The sequence below is a fragment of the Bacillus sp. A01H genome (assembly GCF_045277205.1).
Lineage (GTDB): Bacteria > Bacillota > Bacilli > Bacillales > Bacillaceae_G > Bacillus_A > Bacillus_A paranthracis.
The window spans coordinates 2679073-2699013 of the sequence record NZ_CP117702.1; the positions used below are offsets into that span (position 1 = coordinate 2679073).

The window sequence follows — 19941 nt, forward strand, 5'->3', positions numbered from 1 at the left end:
CCCTTTATATATATTTCTACTTATATTGGTCTAATAACTGCTCGAACTGGACTTCCATCTGCATCTGATAAGGCAAGTGGTAATGCGATTAGTTCGTAATCGCCATCTGCTACATGATCTAGTACGACATTTTCTAAAATGTGTATACCATGTTTAAACAATTGATGATGCGCTGCTAATTCTTTATCATCTAATGGATCAACTGATGGTACATCCACCCCGATTAAACGTATACCTTTTTCTGAAAGAAACGGTGCTATATCCGCACGTAAATGCGGGATTATATCTGGGAATTCATTCGCTTTACCATGTGAAGATGTGCGTAACAACAAGCGTTCTACGCCTTCTAAATGAAATTTCTCTAATTCCTTTTTCCCAATGCTTTCAAGATTAGAAACGTCAATGATTCGCGTAGGTCCGACATAAACTTGGATATCTAAATCTAACACTTTCTTTCCATCATTATCAAAATGAAACGGTGCATCAATATGAGTACCTGTATGAATACTCATCGTTAACTTTCCGACATTTACTGAGCCACTCTCTTCTTTTGACCATGATACTTCATACGAGAACGGTGTATCCCCTGGCCAAGTAGCAATATCATTATTTAGCGGTTGTGAAATATCAATCCACTCTGATGTTTTCATACTTATGCCACAACCTCTCGCTTATTTTCAAATTGCTTATACTCTTCATCTTTCATGATTTTCTTTAATATTTGTACAGATTTCCACACTTCTTCGTATGTGTTATATAAAGCAACTGGCGCAAGTCTCACTCCATTTGGCGCTCTAAAATCTGGAATTACTCCATTTGCTTTTAACGCTTTACATATACGTGCTGCTTCTGCATGCTCTAAATAAATATGCCCGCCTCGTTTTTCATCCTCTAATGGATTTCCAATTGTAAATCCAAAATCACTTAATTCGTGAGCAATTAAATTAAGCATGTATCTTGTAATATGTAAGGATTTTTCACGTAAACGTTCTATACCAGCATCTTTAAATATTTCAAGTGAACCGATTAAAGGTGCAGTACTTAATACGTGCGGTGTACCAATTTGATACGCACCTGCATGATCAGCAGCTGTTAATGTATGTTCCATATCAAACTGCTTATCTTTTCTAGAACTAAACCAGCCAGACAAGCCTGGAAGTCTATTAAAATGTTTTTTATTTACATAAAGGCCGGCAACACCACCAGGTCCTGCGTTTAAGTATTTGTAATTACACCAAATAGCAAAATCAACATCCCACTCTTTGAAATGATGCGGAATAGAACCGATTGAGTGACATAAATCGAACCCGATATGAATACCACGCTTATGTGCTTCCGCTGTTAAACGTTCCATATCAAGAATTTGGCCACTTCTATATAGTACAGAAGGTAATAAAATTAACGCGATATCATCTGTCATTGCATGAATAATATCATCTTCAGAAAGTGTTCTACCATCTCGGCTCTTTACTCGTACTAAATGCTCATCTGGATCTAAGCCTTTTAAACGAATTTGACTTTGAAGTGCATATATATCAGACGGGAATGTTAACTCATCCGCAAGAATTTTTGTGCGAATTCCTTTCGGCTCATAGAAAGTTGCGATTACTTGATGAATATTCGTTGTCGTGGAACCGGTTACAATAGTTTCTTCTGGTAAAGCTCCAATAAGAGGTGCAGTCAATTCACCTAATTTCTCCGAAAGGAAAAACCACGGATGCTCACCCTCGGTCCAGCCGTCAATGCCATACTCTTTCCATGAATCTAGCAAAGTAAGTAATGATTTCTCTGCTCTCTTTGAAAGTAGCCCTAATGAGTTTCCATCTAAATATATTGTTCCTTCTTTTTTATAAAATTCAGTTTGAAAATCTTTCAGTTCATCATGTTTATCACATTCAAGCGCATACTCATAAGTTGGTTGAAATGGTTCTGTATACATGGTGTCACCTTCTCTTAATTTTCTTTTTATTCTAACTAATTGAAATATATCACCTTAGTTGATATAACGTCAATGATATTATGTCAGTTGACTTTATATATGAATTTCTTTTACAATACAGTTATATTTTCAGATATTTCAGTATAAAGAGGTGATTCTTTGAAAAACACGACTCTTTCATCAAGAAAACACCGCTCCTTAGAAACAAAGAAGAAACTATTACACTCTGGTTACACTATTTTTATTCGTAACGGATTTCAAAAAACGACAATTACACAAATTATTAAACATGCAGAAACTGGTTATGGCACGGCATATGTATACTTTAAAAACAAAGATGATCTCCTCATCGTTTTAATGGAAGATGTTATGAATCAATTTTATGATATTGCTGAGCGCTCTTTTTCGCCTCAAACGACAGAAGAAGCACGTACAATGATTCAAAATCAAGTTAAAGCATTTCTACAATTAGCAGAGAAAGAACGAGCAATTTTACAAGTTGTAGAAGAAGCAATTGGGTTATCAAAAGAGATACGTCAAAAATGGGACGAGATACGGGAACGCTTTATAAACAGTATTACGCAAGATATTACATACTCTCAAAAAAGTGGATTAGCACATACTGAATTAAATAGAGAAATTGTAGCGCGTGCTTGGTTCGCTATGAATGAGATGTTTCTTTGGACGATTGTGCAAAATGATAAAAAGATCGACCTAGAAGAAATTGTGCATACATTGACGAAAATGTATACGACTGGTTTATATAAATAGCACACCTTCAATACATAAGGTGTGCTATTTTACATCTATAAAAATATATTATTTGGGTATGGTAGCGCTAAAGAAGGCTTTTCAGATAATGAGAAATATTGTAGTTTTAAAGATTCACCATCTATTGATTTCAGTTTTCCACTAGTAATTTCACATTCAAACACAACAACAATATATTCTACTTGATCGCCATTCGGATATGTATGGCGATACTCTTCTCCTCCAAACACCCCTTTTTGTTTTTTTACTTGCACTTTCAACCCTGTTTCTTCCCACACTTCACGAACTACCGCTTCTTCTGGAGTTTCTCCAGGCTCAATTGCTCCAGCTGGCAAACTCCAGTATTCTCCACCAGGATATTGAAACAAGATTTTCCCTTGCTCATTTTTAATAACAGCAGCTACACTCGGTATTAGAATTAGTTCATGGCCTAATTGCTCACGGATTTTTTTATAATATAATGAGATTGACATATATTTCACCCCTTTTAAATCCAATTCGAAACAATACTGATTCATAGACTCCTGGCTAGGTGTTTTTAACTTTGCCAAAACGGTAGAAGTAATGATAAGAAAGAAGATGTTCCATAAAACACATAATTTTTTTTCAACAAAACCAAATACAGTACTATAATTTATTTGAGTTTGCATTCGTGCAACTTTATTTATAAGACTTCTACTATGCATAGAAAAGAGGATATTTGTTTCTAAATGAAATAAATAATCCTCTCTTTATAATACTTAAATTCACGTATAATATCTATATTTTGTAATTAAGCGTCTATTTTAGTAATAGCATTCTTCATTCGCTGTTTACCCCTAAGCCAGGTAATGGTGATAGAGGCAATAAGAATAAATCCAAGATAGCCCGTTATAGGATATATAGTTCCTACTAATTTAGTAAATCCGATAAAACTAGCACTAAATGCCACAATTCCAAATAGAACAACAAACATTTTAAATGTTGGTAATTCTGGTTTTATAACCCTTGCTGTGAAAGCATATAACATTCCTACTGCAGTATTGTAAATCATACCTAATAATACAATAGACATCAGCATTCCAAATATTGGAGAAATCTCATTAGCCAAAAATAGTATAGGCATATCTACGTCTGTAATTTTATTTAGTTTAGTGAGCATACCAAGATTAATAAGTAAAATAAGGATGCCTAATCCTATACCACCGAATATCCCTCCAAATCCCGCTTTTTTTTCATCTTTTATCGTTCCTCCCATCACGATAAGCATAGCAGCACCTGCGGCAATGTTATATGAAACGTATAATAACGCTCCTAATCCCCAATTAGATGCAGCTGCGCTTTGTTTATCTGCGATTTGTTGCAATTCATTAAAACCCATATCCATTGTAATAAAAGAATAAACAGCAATGATGATAACAAGCACAAGTAAAAACGGTGTAACAAGCCCAATTATCGAAATAACCCTTTGAATATTAAAACAAACTGTTACAATAGTTAATACAGTCATAATAATATTACCGATAATACTTGGAATACCAAACTGCTGTTCAAAAATCGAACCTGCCCCAGCCATCATGACAGCTGTTACACCAAATAAGAAAAATGTTATGATTATATCAACAACTATACCGAGGTATGAGCCGCAAATGTAGTAAATCACATTTTTATGAGAATTTGTCTGTAAACGACTGCCCAGTTGAGTTAAATTCATTCCTAAAAATGCAAAAAGAATAGTTGCAACACATGCTCCCAGAATACTTACCCATCCGAAATTTGTGAAAAATTGTAAAACCTCCTGTCCTGAAGCAAATCCTGCTCCGACAATTAAACCAATAAATGCTCCTGCAATTCGAGTACTTTCCTTCATACTTACCTCCTTTTTAATCTGAATTTTCTGATAAGTTAATGTAAATAAAGACCAGGAGGAACATGTCCTCCCTTTAGCTATATTAAATATATTTTTTTTCAAAAACTGTAAATCGCTTAATCATTTCTCGATCTGGTTCATAGCCAATCCCTGGTCGCTCTGGAATGATAATCATTCCATTTTCAACAACTACCTCAGGTTCTATAATGTCTTGCTCCCAATAGCGAGAAGATCCTGCAGTATCGCCAGGCATAATAAAGTTTGATAATGTTGTTAAAGCAATATTATGTGCTCTCCCTATACCCGATTCCAGCATACCACCGCACCAAACTGGAATACCTTGTTCCTGGCACAAATCATGTATTTGTTTAGACTCAGTTAGCCCTCCAACTCTTCCAATTTTTATATTGATAATCTTACAACTTCCTAGTTCAATTGCTTTTCTAGCATCCTCATAAGAATGAATACTCTCATCCAGACAAATTGGAGTTAAAAGTTCCCTTTGCAACTGCGCATGATCAACGATGTCATCTGAGGCTAAAGGTTGCTCAATCATCATTAAATCGAATTCATCAAGCTCTTTTAATCGTTCTATATCTTTTAGTCGATAGGCAGAATTGGCATCAGCCATCAATGGAACATTAGGAAACTGTTTCCGGACTTCCCTGATCACCTCGACATCCCAACCCGGTTTTATTTTTATTTTCATTCTTTTATATCCTTCATTAACATACTCATCAACCAATTGAAGTAAATCGTCAACCTTTTCCTGGATGCCAATACTAATCCCAACTTCTATTGCTTTCTTCTCTCCACCAAGGGCGAATGCGAGCGGAATTCCTTTTTGCTTTGCATATAAGTCCCAAATAGCACCCTCAATAGCAGACTTTGCCATATTGTTCTTACGAATATATGATAGGCGTTCAAATACTTCCTGTGGATGTTCAATTTCTTTATTGAGTATACTAGGAATAATAAAATCTTCTAACATATGCCAATTTGTCTTTAGAGTTTCTTCGTTATACCAGGGCGAATGAAATGCAACCGATTCTCCCCATCCGCTAATACCGTTTTCATCCTTCGCTTCAAGCAAGAGAAACTCTTTGTCTTGGAATGTTCCAAAACTTGTCGTGAACGGCGCTTTCAATTGCATTTTTATACGTCGTAAAATAATCTCTTTTACTATCATTTTTCATTTCCCCCTCTATATTTAGATAAGTATAAGTGTATTTTTATCCTCCGCTATTGAATCCTTCTCATAATTCCGTTCTTCTCTAAGTCTTGTTGCTTGACAAAAACATAATAGTGCACAAGTTCATTAGTATCTTTTATTAATGAAACAGCAACATACTGATATGAAAATAAAGTTTGAAAGATTTCTCTCGTTTTAAAACGCCAATCAATTGCAAGTTCATAATCTTTATTTTTCACTTGTTGAAAGCTAGATGGTACCGGTACTAATATAGGTTGATCCATAGTAGCAATACAATGTAGACCTTGCTCAATATTTATAAGTTTTGGCAAATGATTCTTCGATTGTATCCACTGAAAAATATGTTGCGCTTGTTTCATATAATCCTCTTGCCGTTTAGAAATATGAGAACTATTAATCCACCATTCAACTTTAAAACGATCCGAAGGAAGTCCTCGATTCAAGTTATCTTCCATTTCTCCATAGCAATTTTCCATATATGTAGAACAAAAAGCACGTAACTTCGATAAATTTAAATACGCATTTCGTGTTTCAAGTGGATCATACGTCCATGTGATTAAGTTATATCCCTTTTCATAAGCAAGTTCTTTTTGAACTTGTTTTAGTCTAACTCCAACTCCTTTTCCTTGATGACTTGGATGAATACCAAGCATATGGGAACATAGATAGTTTTGTCCTTCAAGAAAACCAGGAAAACTGTAGCAAAATCCAATCATTTCCTCATTTACAAAAGCTCCTAGTAAAAGACCTCCATTTTGGGAAGCTGTAATTATTTGGTGAAGAGGAATTGGTTCCATATTCCATACATCTTTTTCAAGGTTTTGCACAAACTTCATCTCGTGATAACTGTTTAATTCACGTATTTCAATTGTTGAATTCACGCTAACTCCCCCGTTTTATATGCTTTTATTGTATTTAATACTGTCCTTGCTAGAATTTCCATACCAGTATATATAGCATTTTGATTAAAGGTCATCTGCGGATGATGAAGTCCTGGCTGCAAATCGCACCCTAATCCCAACATAGTTGCTTTAACGGTTGGATTTTTCAACGTATAAAAATGAAAATCTTCCCCACCTGAAGTAATTATAGGCTCTCGAAGCAGTTGCTCACCTAAGGATTCCACAATCGCTTTTTTCATGAAATGCTGAGCTTCTTTATTTACCTCAGCGGCAGCTACACTCGCTTTTGTTTCTAGCTCAATTTCAACCCCATAAATCTTTTCCATACTCTTAACAATATTCTCGATTTTTTCGGTAAGTTCATTCATGACTCCATTTGTTTGCGCACGCAAATCTATACTAAATGATGCTTTACCTGGAATAATATTTCCTGCCTCACTCCCGGCATAGAACTTTGTCATTTTCGCGGTGTAAGGCACCATCGGGTCTAAATGAATGCTTTTCATTTCATTAATTATAGATGCCCCAATTTCAATCGAATTTTGCCCCAGATGTGGTCGTGCTCCATGTGCATCTTCACCATGGATTTCACCTACTATAAATTTTGCTGCCCCATGATAAATTGCAGGTATAGCTTGACCATCTTGTAATTCTTGAATTGGTCTAAGGTGAACACCATATAAAAAATGCACATCATCCAACACGTTTTTTTCAATCATTTTTAATGCGCCTGTTCCCTTTTCTTCCGCAGGTTGAAAAATGAATTTAAGTTTAACAGTGGAAACATCTAACTTTTGAAATAAAAGCATTGTACCAAGAACTATGGCCATATGTGCATCGTGACCGCAAGAATGTTTCGCTTGAAATTGACCATCAACCTCTTGCCAGAGCGCATCCATATCTGTACGTAAAGCAATGCAAAAGTCTCCGGTTCCTACCTCACTGACAAGACCTGGACAATCATCAAAGGTTTGCACAATAAAGCCCCGTTCTTGTAAAAAACGTTGTATATATGCCGTTGTTTTATACTCCTTCCAACTAATTTCTGGATGATTATGTAAGTATTCGTAGACTGAATCAATCGTCGACTTAAGTTCTTGTATATATTCCTTCAATTTTTCTTCTCCTCACTTTATACAAAAAAGTAATCTCCATTCAGCTTTTCGTATCGGTCCTTACGCTTTTCAAATCGCTCTTTATCTTTGATAGAAACACCGGCAACAATAGCATTCAAAAACGAAAACAGTACCGGAGTAGCATCAATCGTTGACCTCTCAGATGAATACATGGAAAAAATAGCATCTGCATATTCCCTAATTGGAGCAAGTGGTGAATCAGTAATTCCAATCACAAAAGCTCCTTGCTCCTTAGCCATCTCAGCCACTTTAATTGTTTCTTTCAAATAACGATGAAACGAAATAGTAATTAAAGTTGATCGATGATCCATCTCGCTTAAAGTACAAAGCAAATCGTTTGTTTCCGGATGAAGAATTTGAACATTTCCCCTCACTAAACCAAGAGTCATTGTAAGCCAATTAGCTGCAGAAAAAGAAGATTTTAACCCTAAAACATAGATTTTCTCCGTTTTTATTAATTGATCAACAACCTGTTCAATCTCATTTTCATCAATATTATTGATTGTTTGTTGTATATATTGACAATCTCGTTCCATGACTTTTGCATAAAAATGAGGTTGTTCAGCTAACTCGAGTTTGCTAGAAAAGTATTGTCCAAGACTGCTTTGCATTAAAAGAAGTTGCTCCCGAACCATTTTTTGAAGTTCAGAAAATCCCGATAGTTTTATAGAGTAACAAAAACGAATCACCGTTGTTTCACTGACTCCAACTTGCTCACCAATCTCACTTGCTAATTTAACAGCAAATTCGCCTGGTTGTTCTAATAAATATTTAGCAACTTTTTGTTGACCTTTAGAAAGTTGATTATATTCCTGTTGAATAATTTTTTTCAGATCCAAACATGTCATCCTTCCTAAATGAATTTAAAACTTCTATCAATCGAAAACACGAAGTCTAAACTTCACATTTGCGATTGATAGAAGATTAACACATATTACTAAAAAACTCAATAATAATTCCGAAAATTTAATCTTTTATAATAATCTCTCCTATTTTTTTATCATTACCTTAAGGGGTACCGCCACATTTCTATCAAGATAAGAAAGATAAATCCCCAATTACTGAAATATTTAACGAGAAATCTTTATAAAAATAAACCATTACCCCAAATGTTAAGTAATGGTTTATTCAATCGTTCCTTCATATGCGATTATAAAACGTTCTAGTGCTTCAATTGCATACACATCTAAAAAGTTAGTCGGTTTAAAATATGGTATTCTCCTAAAAACAATAAGCACAACTGAAGACGAATAGCTTCCTCTCCATTCAAACATTTCACACTCTTTAAGAGGTCTTCATGACGAAATTACATCGAGTGTAATACTGTACGTAAAAAACTTCTTCATACTGTAATCTATTTTAAGAAATCGCGGTATTGGTTCATCAGTTGTATATTGATAGCTCCTTAAATTACAGGTGCCAACTAGCGTACTTTTTCTTCATTCAGTCTACTTACAATTCCAACTATAAATTTATATTCAATCCTCCTCTTCTTAACTTTTTTAAACCCTTCTTTCGTATCAAAAATTAAACACGTTTTTCGAAACCACACTCGTACATATAAAGACTCAAAATAAATAGGTTTTATAATTCCTCGTTCTTCAAATTCAGTTCCATCTTTATTTTCAGTTTCTGTTCGAACGAACCACGTATTCCCAATACCAATTTCAATATATTTCACCTAAGTCCTCCTTCCGGAAATTAATTTCTAACTATTCTATTATTTCCCCGGTAAGCGCACATTCCGACAGAACATGAGCCCACAAAGAAAAAGTAGATTACAAAAATCTACTTTATAACTTATATTTTTGCATTCGTTTATAAAATGTACTTCGAGGTACATCTAAAAGTTTTGCAGCTAATGAAACATTTCCATTTGTCTTTTCTAACGCTTCAATCATGCTATCACGCTGTATTTTTTCACGGAAATTTAATGTGTTCTCTGTTTTATTTTCTGCTTGCAATGCAAGTTGATGTTGATTTCCCATCATTGTTTGTAATAAAAAAGAGATTTGTTTTTCGCATATTTCTCGTCCTTGCGACAAAATATAGATGCGTTCTAATACATTTAATAATTCTCGAATATTTCCGGGCCATGTATGCTGAGAAAATTGATTACAAATACTTTTTGGAAATACAACATTCCAATTCTTTCGTTTGCAAAAATGTTTTATGAAGTACGGAATATCCTCTTTTCTTTCTATTAACGATGGGACATATAGTGGATAAACATGTAAGCGATAATATAAATCTTGACGGAATTTCCCTTCTTCTACTAATCGCAATAGATCTTTATGTGTCGCAGTAATAATACGAATATTTACTGGTATCTCTTTTGAACTGCCAATTGGGTTTACTGTTCGTTCTTGTAAAACACGCAATAATGCTACTTGCATCTCTGGTGGCACTTCACCAATTTCATCTAAAAATATTGTTCCTCCGTCTGCTTGTTCGAATTTCCCTTTATATCCTTGGCGTCGTGCACCTGTAAACGCTCCTTCAGCATAACCGAACAATTCACTTTCCATTAATTCTTTCGGTAATGAACCGCAGTTAACAGCTATAAAAGGACCATTTTTTCTTGGACTATTTTCATGAATCGCTCTCGCTACATATTCTTTTCCTACACCTGTTTCACCACAAACATATACACTTGCGTCAGTTGGTGATACAAGCTTAATTTCTTCTAAAGTATGTTGAAATGCACTGCTTGTCCCAATTACTCCAGGAAAAGTGATGCCATTTATAAATGGGGACGTTGAAAATGATTTTACTTGTTTATTTCCCTTTACATAAATACATTTCCCAATCATTCTATTATTACTGTATACTGGAACTTCTAATTTAGTTTTCAATCCATAGTGCATTAAATCTTCAAGTTTCATCCGTGACCAATTACATACTCGTTCCCGAACCCTCTTGCTTGCAGAAACGATAACATCACGATGATTACAAATTACAACTTGTTCATCACTATCAATTACATCTAAAAAACGATGGATTAACTGCAGTTCATTTTGATGTACTCGAATACTACATTCACGTTCAATCGCATGTGCAATCGAAGTTACCATACCGAGCATATATGGATGCGAAAACTCAATCGGACAAGAGAAATCTAGAACGCCTATTAATTTCCCATCATCATTATGAATAGGAGCGGCCGCACAGCTCCAGCTATGAGATGCGACAGAATAATGCTCTGTACCACTTATCATAATAGCCTCTTCAATCTCAAGCGCTGTTCCTATCGCATTTGTACCAACAGCAGCTTCCGTCCATTTCACACCTTCAATGAAATTAATCTGTTTCGCTCGTTGCAACGTTTGTTTATTTCCACTTAACGATAGAACGTAACCGTCTGGATCAATTAATAATGCCATCATTTGCAGTTCATCAATGGTTTTTCTCATATTTTGTATTTGAGGTATTGCTATATCTAGGAAGATTTCACTCTTTTTCTTTTGGTCTTGAAAAATATTAGAAGACAAAATTTTCTGACCTTTATTCATATGAGGATTCACATTTGCTTGTTTACATCGATACCATGACTCTGAAATTCTTTCGTTTATACGGTTCGAATCAAGGACACCTTCATCAACAAACTTTTTCCATGTATGTAAGTAAAACGGTGAAGCTAGCATTGTATCATCTCCCTATTCATTATTTTGGAGATTTGTAAAAACATACTTTTATTATAAAACTGAATAAAAGCGTTTTCAACAAAACTAGAAAGACGACACAAATATGTTAATAATTTGAATATCTTAATGCACTTCTTTATTCTTTTTTAGTAGCACTATATTTTGTATAATGGAAGCAAAGAAAATACATAACCAAAACCACTTTTGTGGATTTCCATTTATAAAGAAAACACTCACGACTATTGCAAATAAAATTGTGGATGCTACACTAAAATATAATTTTGTTTTCATTCCCATTATCCCTCACCTCTCTATCACTTTACAGTACACACTAACTCTTCATTTTTCATCTCTACTATGTACTCCTGTAAAACATATTCTCTTCCGCCATGTTTTTCATACCATTCATGTATTCTTCTAATATGCTTCTCGTCATTTCTAATCTTTGATTCTATTTCTTTATATTGTTCATAACTATCATATTCCCATATGGCAAACACTTCAGTCGTACCATTCTTATTATCTTTCATCCAGCGTCCTATTAGCCTAGAGCCATGCTTTAACTGATTAGGTAAGTTCGTATGATTGAAATGATCATTAAAAATTTTAATAAATTCATTTTTTACTATATAGTACTTTCTTCTATAAAACATACATTTTCACCTCTTTAATGAACAGACTCAAATACACCTTCCCATTACAACCGTATTATAATACTTCCCATCCGACAGCCTTTTATCATTTTTTAAAATACCTTCTACTTCAAAACCTAATTTTTTATATAGCTGAATGGCTTTTTCATTTGTTTCTAATACTTGTAATGATATCTTTTTAATCTCATTTTCATCAGCCCAATGAATAGATTGTTGCAATAGACTCTTACCCATTCCATATCCCCAAAACTCTTTTAAAATACAAACGCCAAATTCTACTTTATGAGATAACCTCTTCAGATTTGAACCTTCGCACCTTGAAAATCCAACGATTCGGTTGTGTACTTCTGCAACTAAAAACAGATTCTTACTCTCTTCACTATCTGTTTTTATTATTTTTTGAAACCCTATCTTATCTATAAATCCCTCTCCAGCTTCTCTATCCATATTTTCAGTTTCTCCATCGATCTGAACTCTAATTTCCGACAACTGTTCCGCATCTGTTTCAGCTGCAGAACGAACTGTATAAACTAATCCATTTATGTGAAACTCTTGCCCTTTTATAATCATTTCAAACTCCTTTTAAATGCAGTCTATTGATGCTATTACAATTTCTTTACCTTGTTTCTCAAATTCTTGAATTGTTTCTTTACTAGCCTCCGAATCTGTTATTATAATGTCAATTTCAATCAGTGACTCTCCTTTTATAAAGTAGTCTATTCCAAGTTTATTGTGAGGAGCTAAACAAATATTTCTTCTAGCAATCTTACTTACTGTTTTACTAAAAAAAGCAACTTCAGGCGTTGCAGTACTTATACCATTCAATGAAATGCCACCACCTGTAGAGAAATACAGATCAATAGAGAGTCTACTTATCAATTCTGAGGCAAGTGTATCTGTCATATTTCCTGATGGTTTCACCTTTCCACCAATTAAGTACGTATCAATGTTCTTATATTCCCGTAACGTACTAGCAATTTCTAAAGCATTCGTAACAACTGTAAATGATGTTTCAGGTAAATATTTTAACATGGCATAATGAATGGAAGCTCCACCAATAAAAACGGAATCTCCTTCTTGTATATAAGAAGCTGCGATTTTTGCAATTGCGTCTTCATATACAGAACCATTACTATAACGTTTCAATGGCTTGGTAGCTAAATTCCGTACTCTAGCAAGTTCAATTGCTCCTCCATGTGTTCTTTTTAACAAGCCATCCTTCTCCATAATAGACAAATCTCTTCTTATAGAATCGATAGACATATCGAAACTTTCCGCAAGATCCTTTGCAATTACCCTTCCATTTTTCTTAAGTAACTCTAAAATTTTCTCTCTACGCTCTTCAGTAAACATGTGTCCACCTCTGTTATTGAAGATTCTGAAATCTTATCCTTATTTTAATTATATGCATGTCTCTTCCGCTTTACAATATTTTCACTTCTTATTCACTCCGTTTTATTCAGCTTTTTCCCTCTTTCTATTCCATTAACTTGACAACAAAATAAATGTACATTTGCATATTCCGCAAATATACTTCCATTTCCTTTCCTATTCATGTAAAATTATGCCTATGTTTTACTTTTTAACACAGAAAGGAATTATTATGAAATCTATAATGAAAGTAACTTGTACAGCATTATTATTTACAGGGATAATGGCAGGATGTAGTGGAAATGCTACACCAAAACAAGAAAAAAGCGCTCTAGCAAAAAATGCAATGCACTATGGGGAAATCTTTAAAAACGAATACTATAGAGCAACTGTTGAAAATGCTAAATTTGAAAAAATAGACAAAGAGTGGCGTCTCACAGCTCGCGTTACTATAAATAATGCTCGTGTTGACGGACAAACGATAGATCTTTCAGAAATAAAATATTTCATAAAAGATGAAAAAACGGGTAAAAAATACAAAGGTGAAGTTATACAAAATGAAAATGCTAAAAAGGTTCCACCTGAGTTTTCTTTAACTACCGACATTGTATTTAATATGAAAGATTCTCCAAAAGATTTAAATAATATGTATTTATACATAGATAGCAAAGCTGCGTCATTAACAGATACATATTGGAAACTTGATAATTTAGCAATTAAATAAAAAACAGTCAAATACGACTGTTTTTTTGTTTGTAAAGTAATCAAGTTTACTAGTAATCTATCTCCAGCAATACATCTTTTACACAAATCGTTACTTCTTCAGCTTCCCTCCTAAAACATTTTAACATCCAACAAAAGTGATATATCTATTTATTATATCATTCTAATAACTATTTTTTCTAAAGAAAAAATGCAAAACTGTAAATATTCCATCTTTTATTTCTAAAACTTCAGAATATTTACAATAGTTGATAATTAGAATGCATTTTACTAGTACAAAGATTCACCTGTACAAAAATCTAAACTAAAAGGGATGGTTATATGTTGAAGAAATTAGTAGCAGGTACATTAGTAGCGGGATTTGCATTAACTGGAGGACTAGGAGTAGCAAGTGCTGAAGAAAAAGGTAACACAATTAAGTCTTTTGATTATTTAAAAGTGGATGAACAGAATGTTAATTCTCTTACAAAATTAAGTGATCAAGATAAGAAAGACATCCAAATTACTATGGTATTACCAGAGCAAAATGAAAATGGAGATTGGCTAGCTTATGGTTTTACTAGCCGTGAAACATTAGATGCTTATATTGAAAAGGATAAAAAAGTACTTAAAAATAAAATTAATCCTTTAGGTAGCGGTGCTGGTAGTACTGATTTTTATGAACATAAAGATAAAGGTGGCCAATATATTTACTGGAGCAGCGGCTTTAAAAACTTACCATCTAGCTGGAACGACAGAATTTCCTCTGTAAGTACAGCATCACCTTCAGCAAGTTATTCAACGACACTTTGGGAGCATACTTCAACACAAGGCTATGGAAAAGGTGTTGTATTCAAACATGCGGATTGGTACGGTAAAACTGCTAATTTAGCTGCTGATTGGAACGATATTACTTCAGCGATTGACGTAAAAAAATAATAGGATATTCAATTTCTCCCGTAAAAATTCAAACCACTATTCTCTTATTCATTTAGAGAATAGTGGTTTATTATAATTCCATTTAAGCGTGTACAGCATGTCCTACCGCTTGCAATAAAGCTTCATGAATCGCTTCAGATAAAGTTGGATGCGCTGCAATATAATCTCTCATAATATCGGCAGTAACTTCCGTATGAATCATTACAGTTCCTTGACCAATTAGTTCTGTTGCACGAGGACCAATAATAGAAATTCCAACAATTTCTTGATATTTAGGTTCCACAATAACTTTTACTTTCCCCGTTTGTTCTCCAATAATAAGCGCTTTTCCATTTGCTGTAAAAGGAAATTCTCCAATTTGTATGTCACCGTACTGCTCTCTTGCATCTTTTTCTGTTAAACCGACACTAGCAATTTCTGGAGCGGTATAAATACAGCGAGGTACAGCATGGTAGTTTACTTTTACATCTTCTCCACTCGCGTGTAATGCTGCCGTCGTTCCTTCATGGAATGCAACGTGAGCAAGCTGGATTCCACCAATCACATCTCCTGCTGCATAAATATGTGATACATTGGTTTGCATATGTTCATTCACAGAAATTCCTTTATTTGAATATTGAATGCCTGCTTTTTCTAAATCTAATTGTTGTACACGTGGTTTTCGGCCGACAGAAACGAGAACAAATTCTGGATTAACTTCTTGGATACTTCCTTCATATTCAAATGAAGCCTGCTTCTTATAATTATTTAATCCTTTTAAAGCTGCTCCTGTAAATATTTCTACACCATCATTTTCTAGTTTCCCTCTTAAAATGTGTGCGATATCTTCATCTTCACCTGGTAATAATTGCGGTGCCATTTCAACAATCGTAACTTTTGTTCCAAGACGACTATAAATACTTGCAAACTCGCATCCTATTACACCACCGCCAACGATTAATAATGATTTTGGTATATAATCTATGGACATTGCATGGCTACTATTTAAAATCCACTTTCCGTCAAATGGAGCAAAGGGTAATGCAGTCGGTTCTGAACCTGCCGCTATAATGAACTGTTCTCCATCTACTACATCTTCTTTATCACCGTATATAACTCGCACACGATGATCCGTTTCAAAGTTCGCTTTACCTTGTATAACTTTTATTTTATTTTTCTTCATTAAATATTGAATTCCTTGAACGAGCTGCGTTACGATTTGTGATTTCCTCGCCTGCATTTGCTTCCAATCAATTGATATACTTCCATTATTGAGTGTAACTCCATAATGATTCGCTTTTCTTACAATGTCATGCACTTCTGCACTTTCTAACAATGATTTTGTAGGCATGCACCCAACATTTAAACAAGTCCCGCCAAGATCAGCTTCATCAATAAGAGTGACATCTTTTCCATTTTGAGCTGCGGTAATTGCCGCTACATAGCCAGCAGGTCCGCCACCAATAACGACTAGTTTACTCATTCTCTCACCTTCTCTTTATAAAAGAATTGTTACAGGTTCTTCTAAATAACGTTTAATTGTGCGTAAAAATGCAGCTGCTGGTGCACCATCTAATACACGATGATCGAATGTTAAACTTAAAGGTAACATACTGCCTTTTTTTATTTTCTTCCCTTTATATACTGGAACATGTTCAATTGCACCTACACCTAAAATACCAGTTTCAGGTGTATTTAATACTGGCGTAAAATATTCAATACCGAAGCTACCTAAATTACTAATTGTAAAGGTTGTCCCTTGCATATCATCACTACTTAAACTACCTTCTCTTGCTTTTTGTGCAACGTTTTTAATTTGTTTAGATAACTCTACTAAAGATAGATGATTAGCAAAGCGAATAGCTGGAACGACTAATCCTTTTTCTAATGCGACTGCCATGCCTAAATGAACATGTTCAAATTGATGAATTGTATCATCCATATAAGCACTGTTCATTTCTTTATGCTCTCCAAGCGCTAATACAACAGCACGAGAAACGAAATCCGTAATAGTTAGTTTGTTATCGTATCGTTTTTGTACAACTGCCGCTATTTCTTTATGTAAAGCAACTAAATCTGTAACATCTACTTTCATCGTTAATGTTAATTGCGCACTATTTTGTAAACTTGCATGCATACGGTTTGCGATTGCTTTCCGCATACCAGTAACAGGAATTACTTTACTTTCTTCTTGTTCAAGTACTTCTGGAATTGTTACTCTTTCTTCAATCGCTTTTAATACGTCTACTTTTATAATCCTTCCGCCAGGGCCTGTACCAACTAATGCTTTGATATCTAGATTTTCAGACTTTGCAATTTTCTTCGCTACAGGTGAAATTTTGATTCTTTGCTTCGCCACTTCTTTCGCATATGGTTCTGGATGTTGGACCTTTTTAGGCTCTAGATTAGGTGCTTTTTCTTCTACAACATTTATACTTTCATTGATTTCTACTTTTTCGTTCAGCTTACCGATATAGCAAATGACAGTGCCAGGTGGAACTCCCTCATCTTCACTAACAGCTATATCAAGAACAGTTCCATCAGCTGGTGCTTCTATTTCCGTTTCGATTTTTTCCGAATTAATACTAGCAATTAGTTCACCTTTTGAGACATGATCGCCTGCTTTAATATTCCAGCTTGTAATAATACCTTCTTTCATCGCCATACCTAACTTCGGCATTACAACTTCTACAGCCATGCTTCTCTCTCCCTTCTCATCGTTTTATTACACATGTAATAAAGTTTGGTCTCCGATCATTTCTGATACAGTTTCAATTACTTTTTCCGGCGTTGGTAAATATAACTTTTCAAGTGGTGGCGAGAACGGAACTGGTGTATGTGGTGCTGTAATTCGTTTAATAGGCGCATCTAACAAATCGAATCCTTTATCTGCTACAATTGCCGCAATATCCGTTGCGATACTACATCTTGGATTTGCTTCATCAATAACAATAAGGCGATTTGTTTTTTCAACTGATGCTAAAATCGTATCTTCATCCAGTGGTGATAAAGAACGTGGATCAATTACTTCTACTTCAAGTCCTTTTTTCGATAATTGCTCAGCAGCCGCAAGTGCTGTATGAACTTGTTTTCCAATTGCGACGATTGTTACGTCAGAACCTTCCCGTTTAATATCCGCTTTTCCTAATGGAATTGTGTAATAACCTTCTGGCACTTCACCCTTCATATTGTAGAGTGTTTTATCTTCAAAGAAGATTACCGGATCATCATCTTCAATTGCCGCTAATAGTAAGCCTTTTGCGTCATATGGAGTAGAAGGAACGACAACTTTTATACCTGGAATGCTCGTAAATAACGCATACAAACTTTGTGAATGTTGTGCAGCTGCGCTAAAACCTGCACCATGCATCGTACGTACTGTAACTGGTACTTTCGCTTTACCACCGAACATATAGCGGAACTTTGCACCTTGGTTTAATACTTGATCAAGACAACTACCGATAAAATCATTAAACATTAATTCAGCAATCGGACGTAGTCCTGTTGCCGCAGCTGCCATTGCTGCTCCCATGTAACCCGCTTCTGAAATTGGTGTATCTAAAATACGATTTCGGCCAAATTCTTGTACAAGGCCTTTCGTAACACCAAGAACACCGCCCCATGCTTCATCATCTTGCAAGTGATCAACTTGTGCACCACCTGCAACGTCTTCTCCTATTAAAATTACATTTTCATCACGGCGCATCGATATTTTCATCGCTTCATTAATTGCGGTTGACATACTTACTGTTCTAGTCATTATTTTTCACCCTCCTCTTATTTGTAAGAAACGTATACATCTTTTAATAACTCTTCATCCTCTGGATATGGACTATTTTCACTAAATTCAATTGATTTTTGAACCGCTTCATCTACTGCCTTTTCCATATCTACAAGCTCAGATTCAGTTAATAAAGCTTCATGAATTAAATGCTTACGGAAATTCACAATCGCATCTTTTTCATTTAAATGTTCTTCTTTTTCTTCTGAAGTTTTATACGTTTGTGCTTCACCTTCGAAATGACCGTAATTACGATATGTCATACATTCAATTATTGTTGGACCACCGCCATTACGCGCACGTTCTACTGCTTCCTCAGCAGCTTTATATACAGCTAGCAGATCTTTTCCATCTACTTGAACACCTGGAATATTGTAAGCTTTTGCACGATCCGCAATAGAATCACAACTTGAAGCATATTCAAATGTCGTTGCTTCACCGTAACCGTTATTTTCAGCGATAAAAATAACTGGTAACTTCCAAATCGCCGCTAAGTTAACCCCTTCATGAAACGTACCTTCATTATTTGCTCCATCACCGAAGAAACAAACACTTACATCTTTCGTTCCTTTATATTTAGCTGTTAATGCCGAACCGCAAGCAAGCGGGAAACCACCACCTACAATGCCATTTGCACCAAGCATTCCTTTATCTAAATCAGCAATATGCATGGATCCGCCTTTACCTTTACATAATCCTGTCGCTTTCCCGAAAAGTTCAGCCATCATACCGTTTAAATCACAACCTTTTGCGATACAGTGTCCATGTCCTCTATGCGTACTTGTAATACTGTCACTATCCGTTAAGTGGGCACATACACCAACTGCTACCGCTTCTTCCCCAGCGTATAAATGGACGAAACCTGGTAGCACGCCTTGAGCGAACAATTCATGTACCTTATCTTCAAACTTACGAATCTCTAACATTTTTTCGTACATCCAGCGAGCTCGTTCTTTCGTAATTCCATTCCCTTTACTTTCAGTTGTTTTTAACATGTTCAGCCCTCCTATTTTCTTGTTCATCTTTTATATTGCAAGTACCGTGCCAATTTCCAATCCTTGA

General features: G+C 35.0%; 22 protein-coding genes. 3 read left to right on the forward strand and 19 right to left on the reverse strand.

Annotated elements, in window-relative coordinates; translation table 11 throughout:
* Positions 1 to 20 precede the first annotated feature (20 nt).
* A complete protein-coding gene (gene kynB / locus PSR14_RS14085; protein ID WP_000858056.1) occupies positions 21 to 650 on the reverse strand; it encodes an arylformamidase in 630 nt (209 codons plus the stop codon).
* A 2-nt stretch (positions 651 to 652) separates the two neighbouring features.
* Positions 653 to 1939: a kynureninase gene (gene kynU, locus PSR14_RS14090; RefSeq protein ID WP_073541721.1), complete on the reverse strand. Its 1287-nt coding sequence runs from the start codon at positions 1937 to 1939 to the stop codon at positions 653 to 655.
* A 159-nt stretch (positions 1940 to 2098) separates the two neighbouring features.
* Here kynU and PSR14_RS14095 point away from each other — a divergent pair, with 159 nt between their 5' ends.
* Complete coding sequence (locus PSR14_RS14095; protein WP_000799604.1) at positions 2099 to 2710, forward strand: TetR/AcrR family transcriptional regulator; 612 nt, start codon at positions 2099 to 2101, stop codon at positions 2708 to 2710.
* A 35-nt stretch (positions 2711 to 2745) separates the two neighbouring features.
* Here the strand turns inward: PSR14_RS14095 and PSR14_RS14100 are convergent, their stop codons facing one another.
* The 13 genes from PSR14_RS14100 to PSR14_RS14160 all read right to left on the reverse strand — a co-directional run bounded on the left by PSR14_RS14100 (position 2746) and on the right by PSR14_RS14160 (position 13460).
* A complete protein-coding gene (locus PSR14_RS14100) occupies positions 2746 to 3183 on the reverse strand; it encodes an NUDIX domain-containing protein (RefSeq protein WP_000028082.1) in 438 nt (145 codons plus the stop codon).
* A 299-nt stretch (positions 3184 to 3482) separates the two neighbouring features.
* Positions 3483 to 4559 (reverse strand): hypothetical protein, encoded by a 1077-nt coding sequence (locus PSR14_RS14105; RefSeq protein ID WP_406644230.1) that lies wholly within the window; start codon positions 4557 to 4559, stop codon positions 3483 to 3485.
* 82 nt (positions 4560 to 4641) lie between these two features.
* Complete coding sequence (gene menC / locus PSR14_RS14110) at positions 4642 to 5748, reverse strand: o-succinylbenzoate synthase (protein WP_000635662.1); 1107 nt, start codon at positions 5746 to 5748, stop codon at positions 4642 to 4644.
* Positions 5749 to 5801: 53 nt separating this feature from the next.
* Positions 5802 to 6608: a GNAT family N-acetyltransferase gene (locus PSR14_RS14115; RefSeq protein WP_050587898.1), complete on the reverse strand. Its 807-nt coding sequence runs from the start codon at positions 6606 to 6608 to the stop codon at positions 5802 to 5804.
* Between the two features lie 41 nt (positions 6609 to 6649).
* Positions 6650 to 7789: a M20 peptidase aminoacylase family protein gene (locus PSR14_RS14120; protein WP_048557913.1), complete on the reverse strand. Its 1140-nt coding sequence runs from the start codon at positions 7787 to 7789 to the stop codon at positions 6650 to 6652.
* A gap of 17 nt (positions 7790 to 7806) precedes the next feature.
* Positions 7807 to 8649: a MurR/RpiR family transcriptional regulator gene (locus tag PSR14_RS14125; RefSeq protein ID WP_000364407.1), complete on the reverse strand. Its 843-nt coding sequence runs from the start codon at positions 8647 to 8649 to the stop codon at positions 7807 to 7809.
* A gap of 285 nt (positions 8650 to 8934) precedes the next feature.
* Entirely contained in the window at positions 8935 to 9084 is a 150-nt protein-coding gene (locus PSR14_RS14130; RefSeq protein ID WP_001997635.1) for a hypothetical protein, read from the reverse strand.
* A 149-nt stretch (positions 9085 to 9233) separates the two neighbouring features.
* A complete protein-coding gene (locus tag PSR14_RS14135; RefSeq protein ID WP_000873860.1) occupies positions 9234 to 9491 on the reverse strand; it encodes a DUF3977 family protein in 258 nt (85 codons plus the stop codon).
* Between the two features lie 112 nt (positions 9492 to 9603).
* The gene (locus PSR14_RS14140) at positions 9604 to 11454 is read right to left on the reverse strand and encodes a sigma-54-dependent Fis family transcriptional regulator (RefSeq protein ID WP_073541723.1); all 1851 of its coding nucleotides are present in this window, start codon (positions 11452 to 11454) and stop codon (positions 9604 to 9606) included.
* Positions 11455 to 11577: 123 nt separating this feature from the next.
* A complete protein-coding gene (locus PSR14_RS14145; RefSeq protein ID WP_163258192.1) occupies positions 11578 to 11745 on the reverse strand; it encodes a hypothetical protein in 168 nt (55 codons plus the stop codon).
* A gap of 23 nt (positions 11746 to 11768) precedes the next feature.
* Positions 11769 to 12107 carry an NIPSNAP family protein gene (locus PSR14_RS14150; protein WP_000499969.1) on the reverse strand — a complete coding sequence of 113 codons (339 nt, stop codon included), beginning with the start codon at positions 12105 to 12107 and terminating at the stop codon, positions 11769 to 11771.
* A gap of 27 nt (positions 12108 to 12134) precedes the next feature.
* On the reverse strand, positions 12135 to 12677 hold the full coding sequence (locus PSR14_RS14155; RefSeq protein WP_073541724.1) for a GNAT family N-acetyltransferase: 543 nt from the start codon (positions 12675 to 12677) through the stop codon (positions 12135 to 12137).
* Positions 12678 to 12689: 12 nt separating this feature from the next.
* Positions 12690 to 13460 (reverse strand): DeoR/GlpR family DNA-binding transcription regulator, encoded by a 771-nt coding sequence (locus tag PSR14_RS14160; protein ID WP_073541725.1) that lies wholly within the window; start codon positions 13458 to 13460, stop codon positions 12690 to 12692.
* Between the two features lie 250 nt (positions 13461 to 13710).
* Here PSR14_RS14160 and PSR14_RS14165 point away from each other — a divergent pair, with 250 nt between their 5' ends.
* Positions 13711 to 14202, forward strand: a complete 492-nt coding sequence (locus PSR14_RS14165) for a hypothetical protein (RefSeq protein WP_073541726.1) — start codon at positions 13711 to 13713, stop codon at positions 14200 to 14202.
* A gap of 320 nt (positions 14203 to 14522) precedes the next feature.
* Positions 14523 to 15119: a hypothetical protein gene (locus PSR14_RS14170; protein WP_000914447.1), complete on the forward strand. Its 597-nt coding sequence runs from the start codon at positions 14523 to 14525 to the stop codon at positions 15117 to 15119.
* 82 nt (positions 15120 to 15201) lie between these two features.
* Here the strand turns inward: PSR14_RS14170 and lpdA are convergent, their stop codons facing one another.
* Genes lpdA through acoA form a run of 4 tightly spaced genes read right to left on the reverse strand, consistent with a single transcriptional unit; the run spans position 15202 to position 19874 of the window.
* Positions 15202 to 16581: a dihydrolipoyl dehydrogenase gene (lpdA, locus tag PSR14_RS14175; protein WP_061184437.1), complete on the reverse strand. Its 1380-nt coding sequence runs from the start codon at positions 16579 to 16581 to the stop codon at positions 15202 to 15204.
* A 15-nt stretch (positions 16582 to 16596) separates the two neighbouring features.
* A complete protein-coding gene (locus tag PSR14_RS14180) occupies positions 16597 to 17796 on the reverse strand; it encodes a dihydrolipoamide acetyltransferase family protein (protein ID WP_073541727.1) in 1200 nt (399 codons plus the stop codon).
* A 27-nt stretch (positions 17797 to 17823) separates the two neighbouring features.
* Positions 17824 to 18858, reverse strand: a complete 1035-nt coding sequence (gene acoB / locus PSR14_RS14185) for an acetoin:2,6-dichlorophenolindophenol oxidoreductase subunit beta (RefSeq protein ID WP_000198894.1) — start codon at positions 18856 to 18858, stop codon at positions 17824 to 17826.
* A gap of 17 nt (positions 18859 to 18875) precedes the next feature.
* Positions 18876 to 19874: an acetoin:2,6-dichlorophenolindophenol oxidoreductase subunit alpha gene (gene acoA / locus PSR14_RS14190; protein ID WP_073541728.1), complete on the reverse strand. Its 999-nt coding sequence runs from the start codon at positions 19872 to 19874 to the stop codon at positions 18876 to 18878.
* Positions 19875 to 19941: the final 67 nt, after the last annotated feature.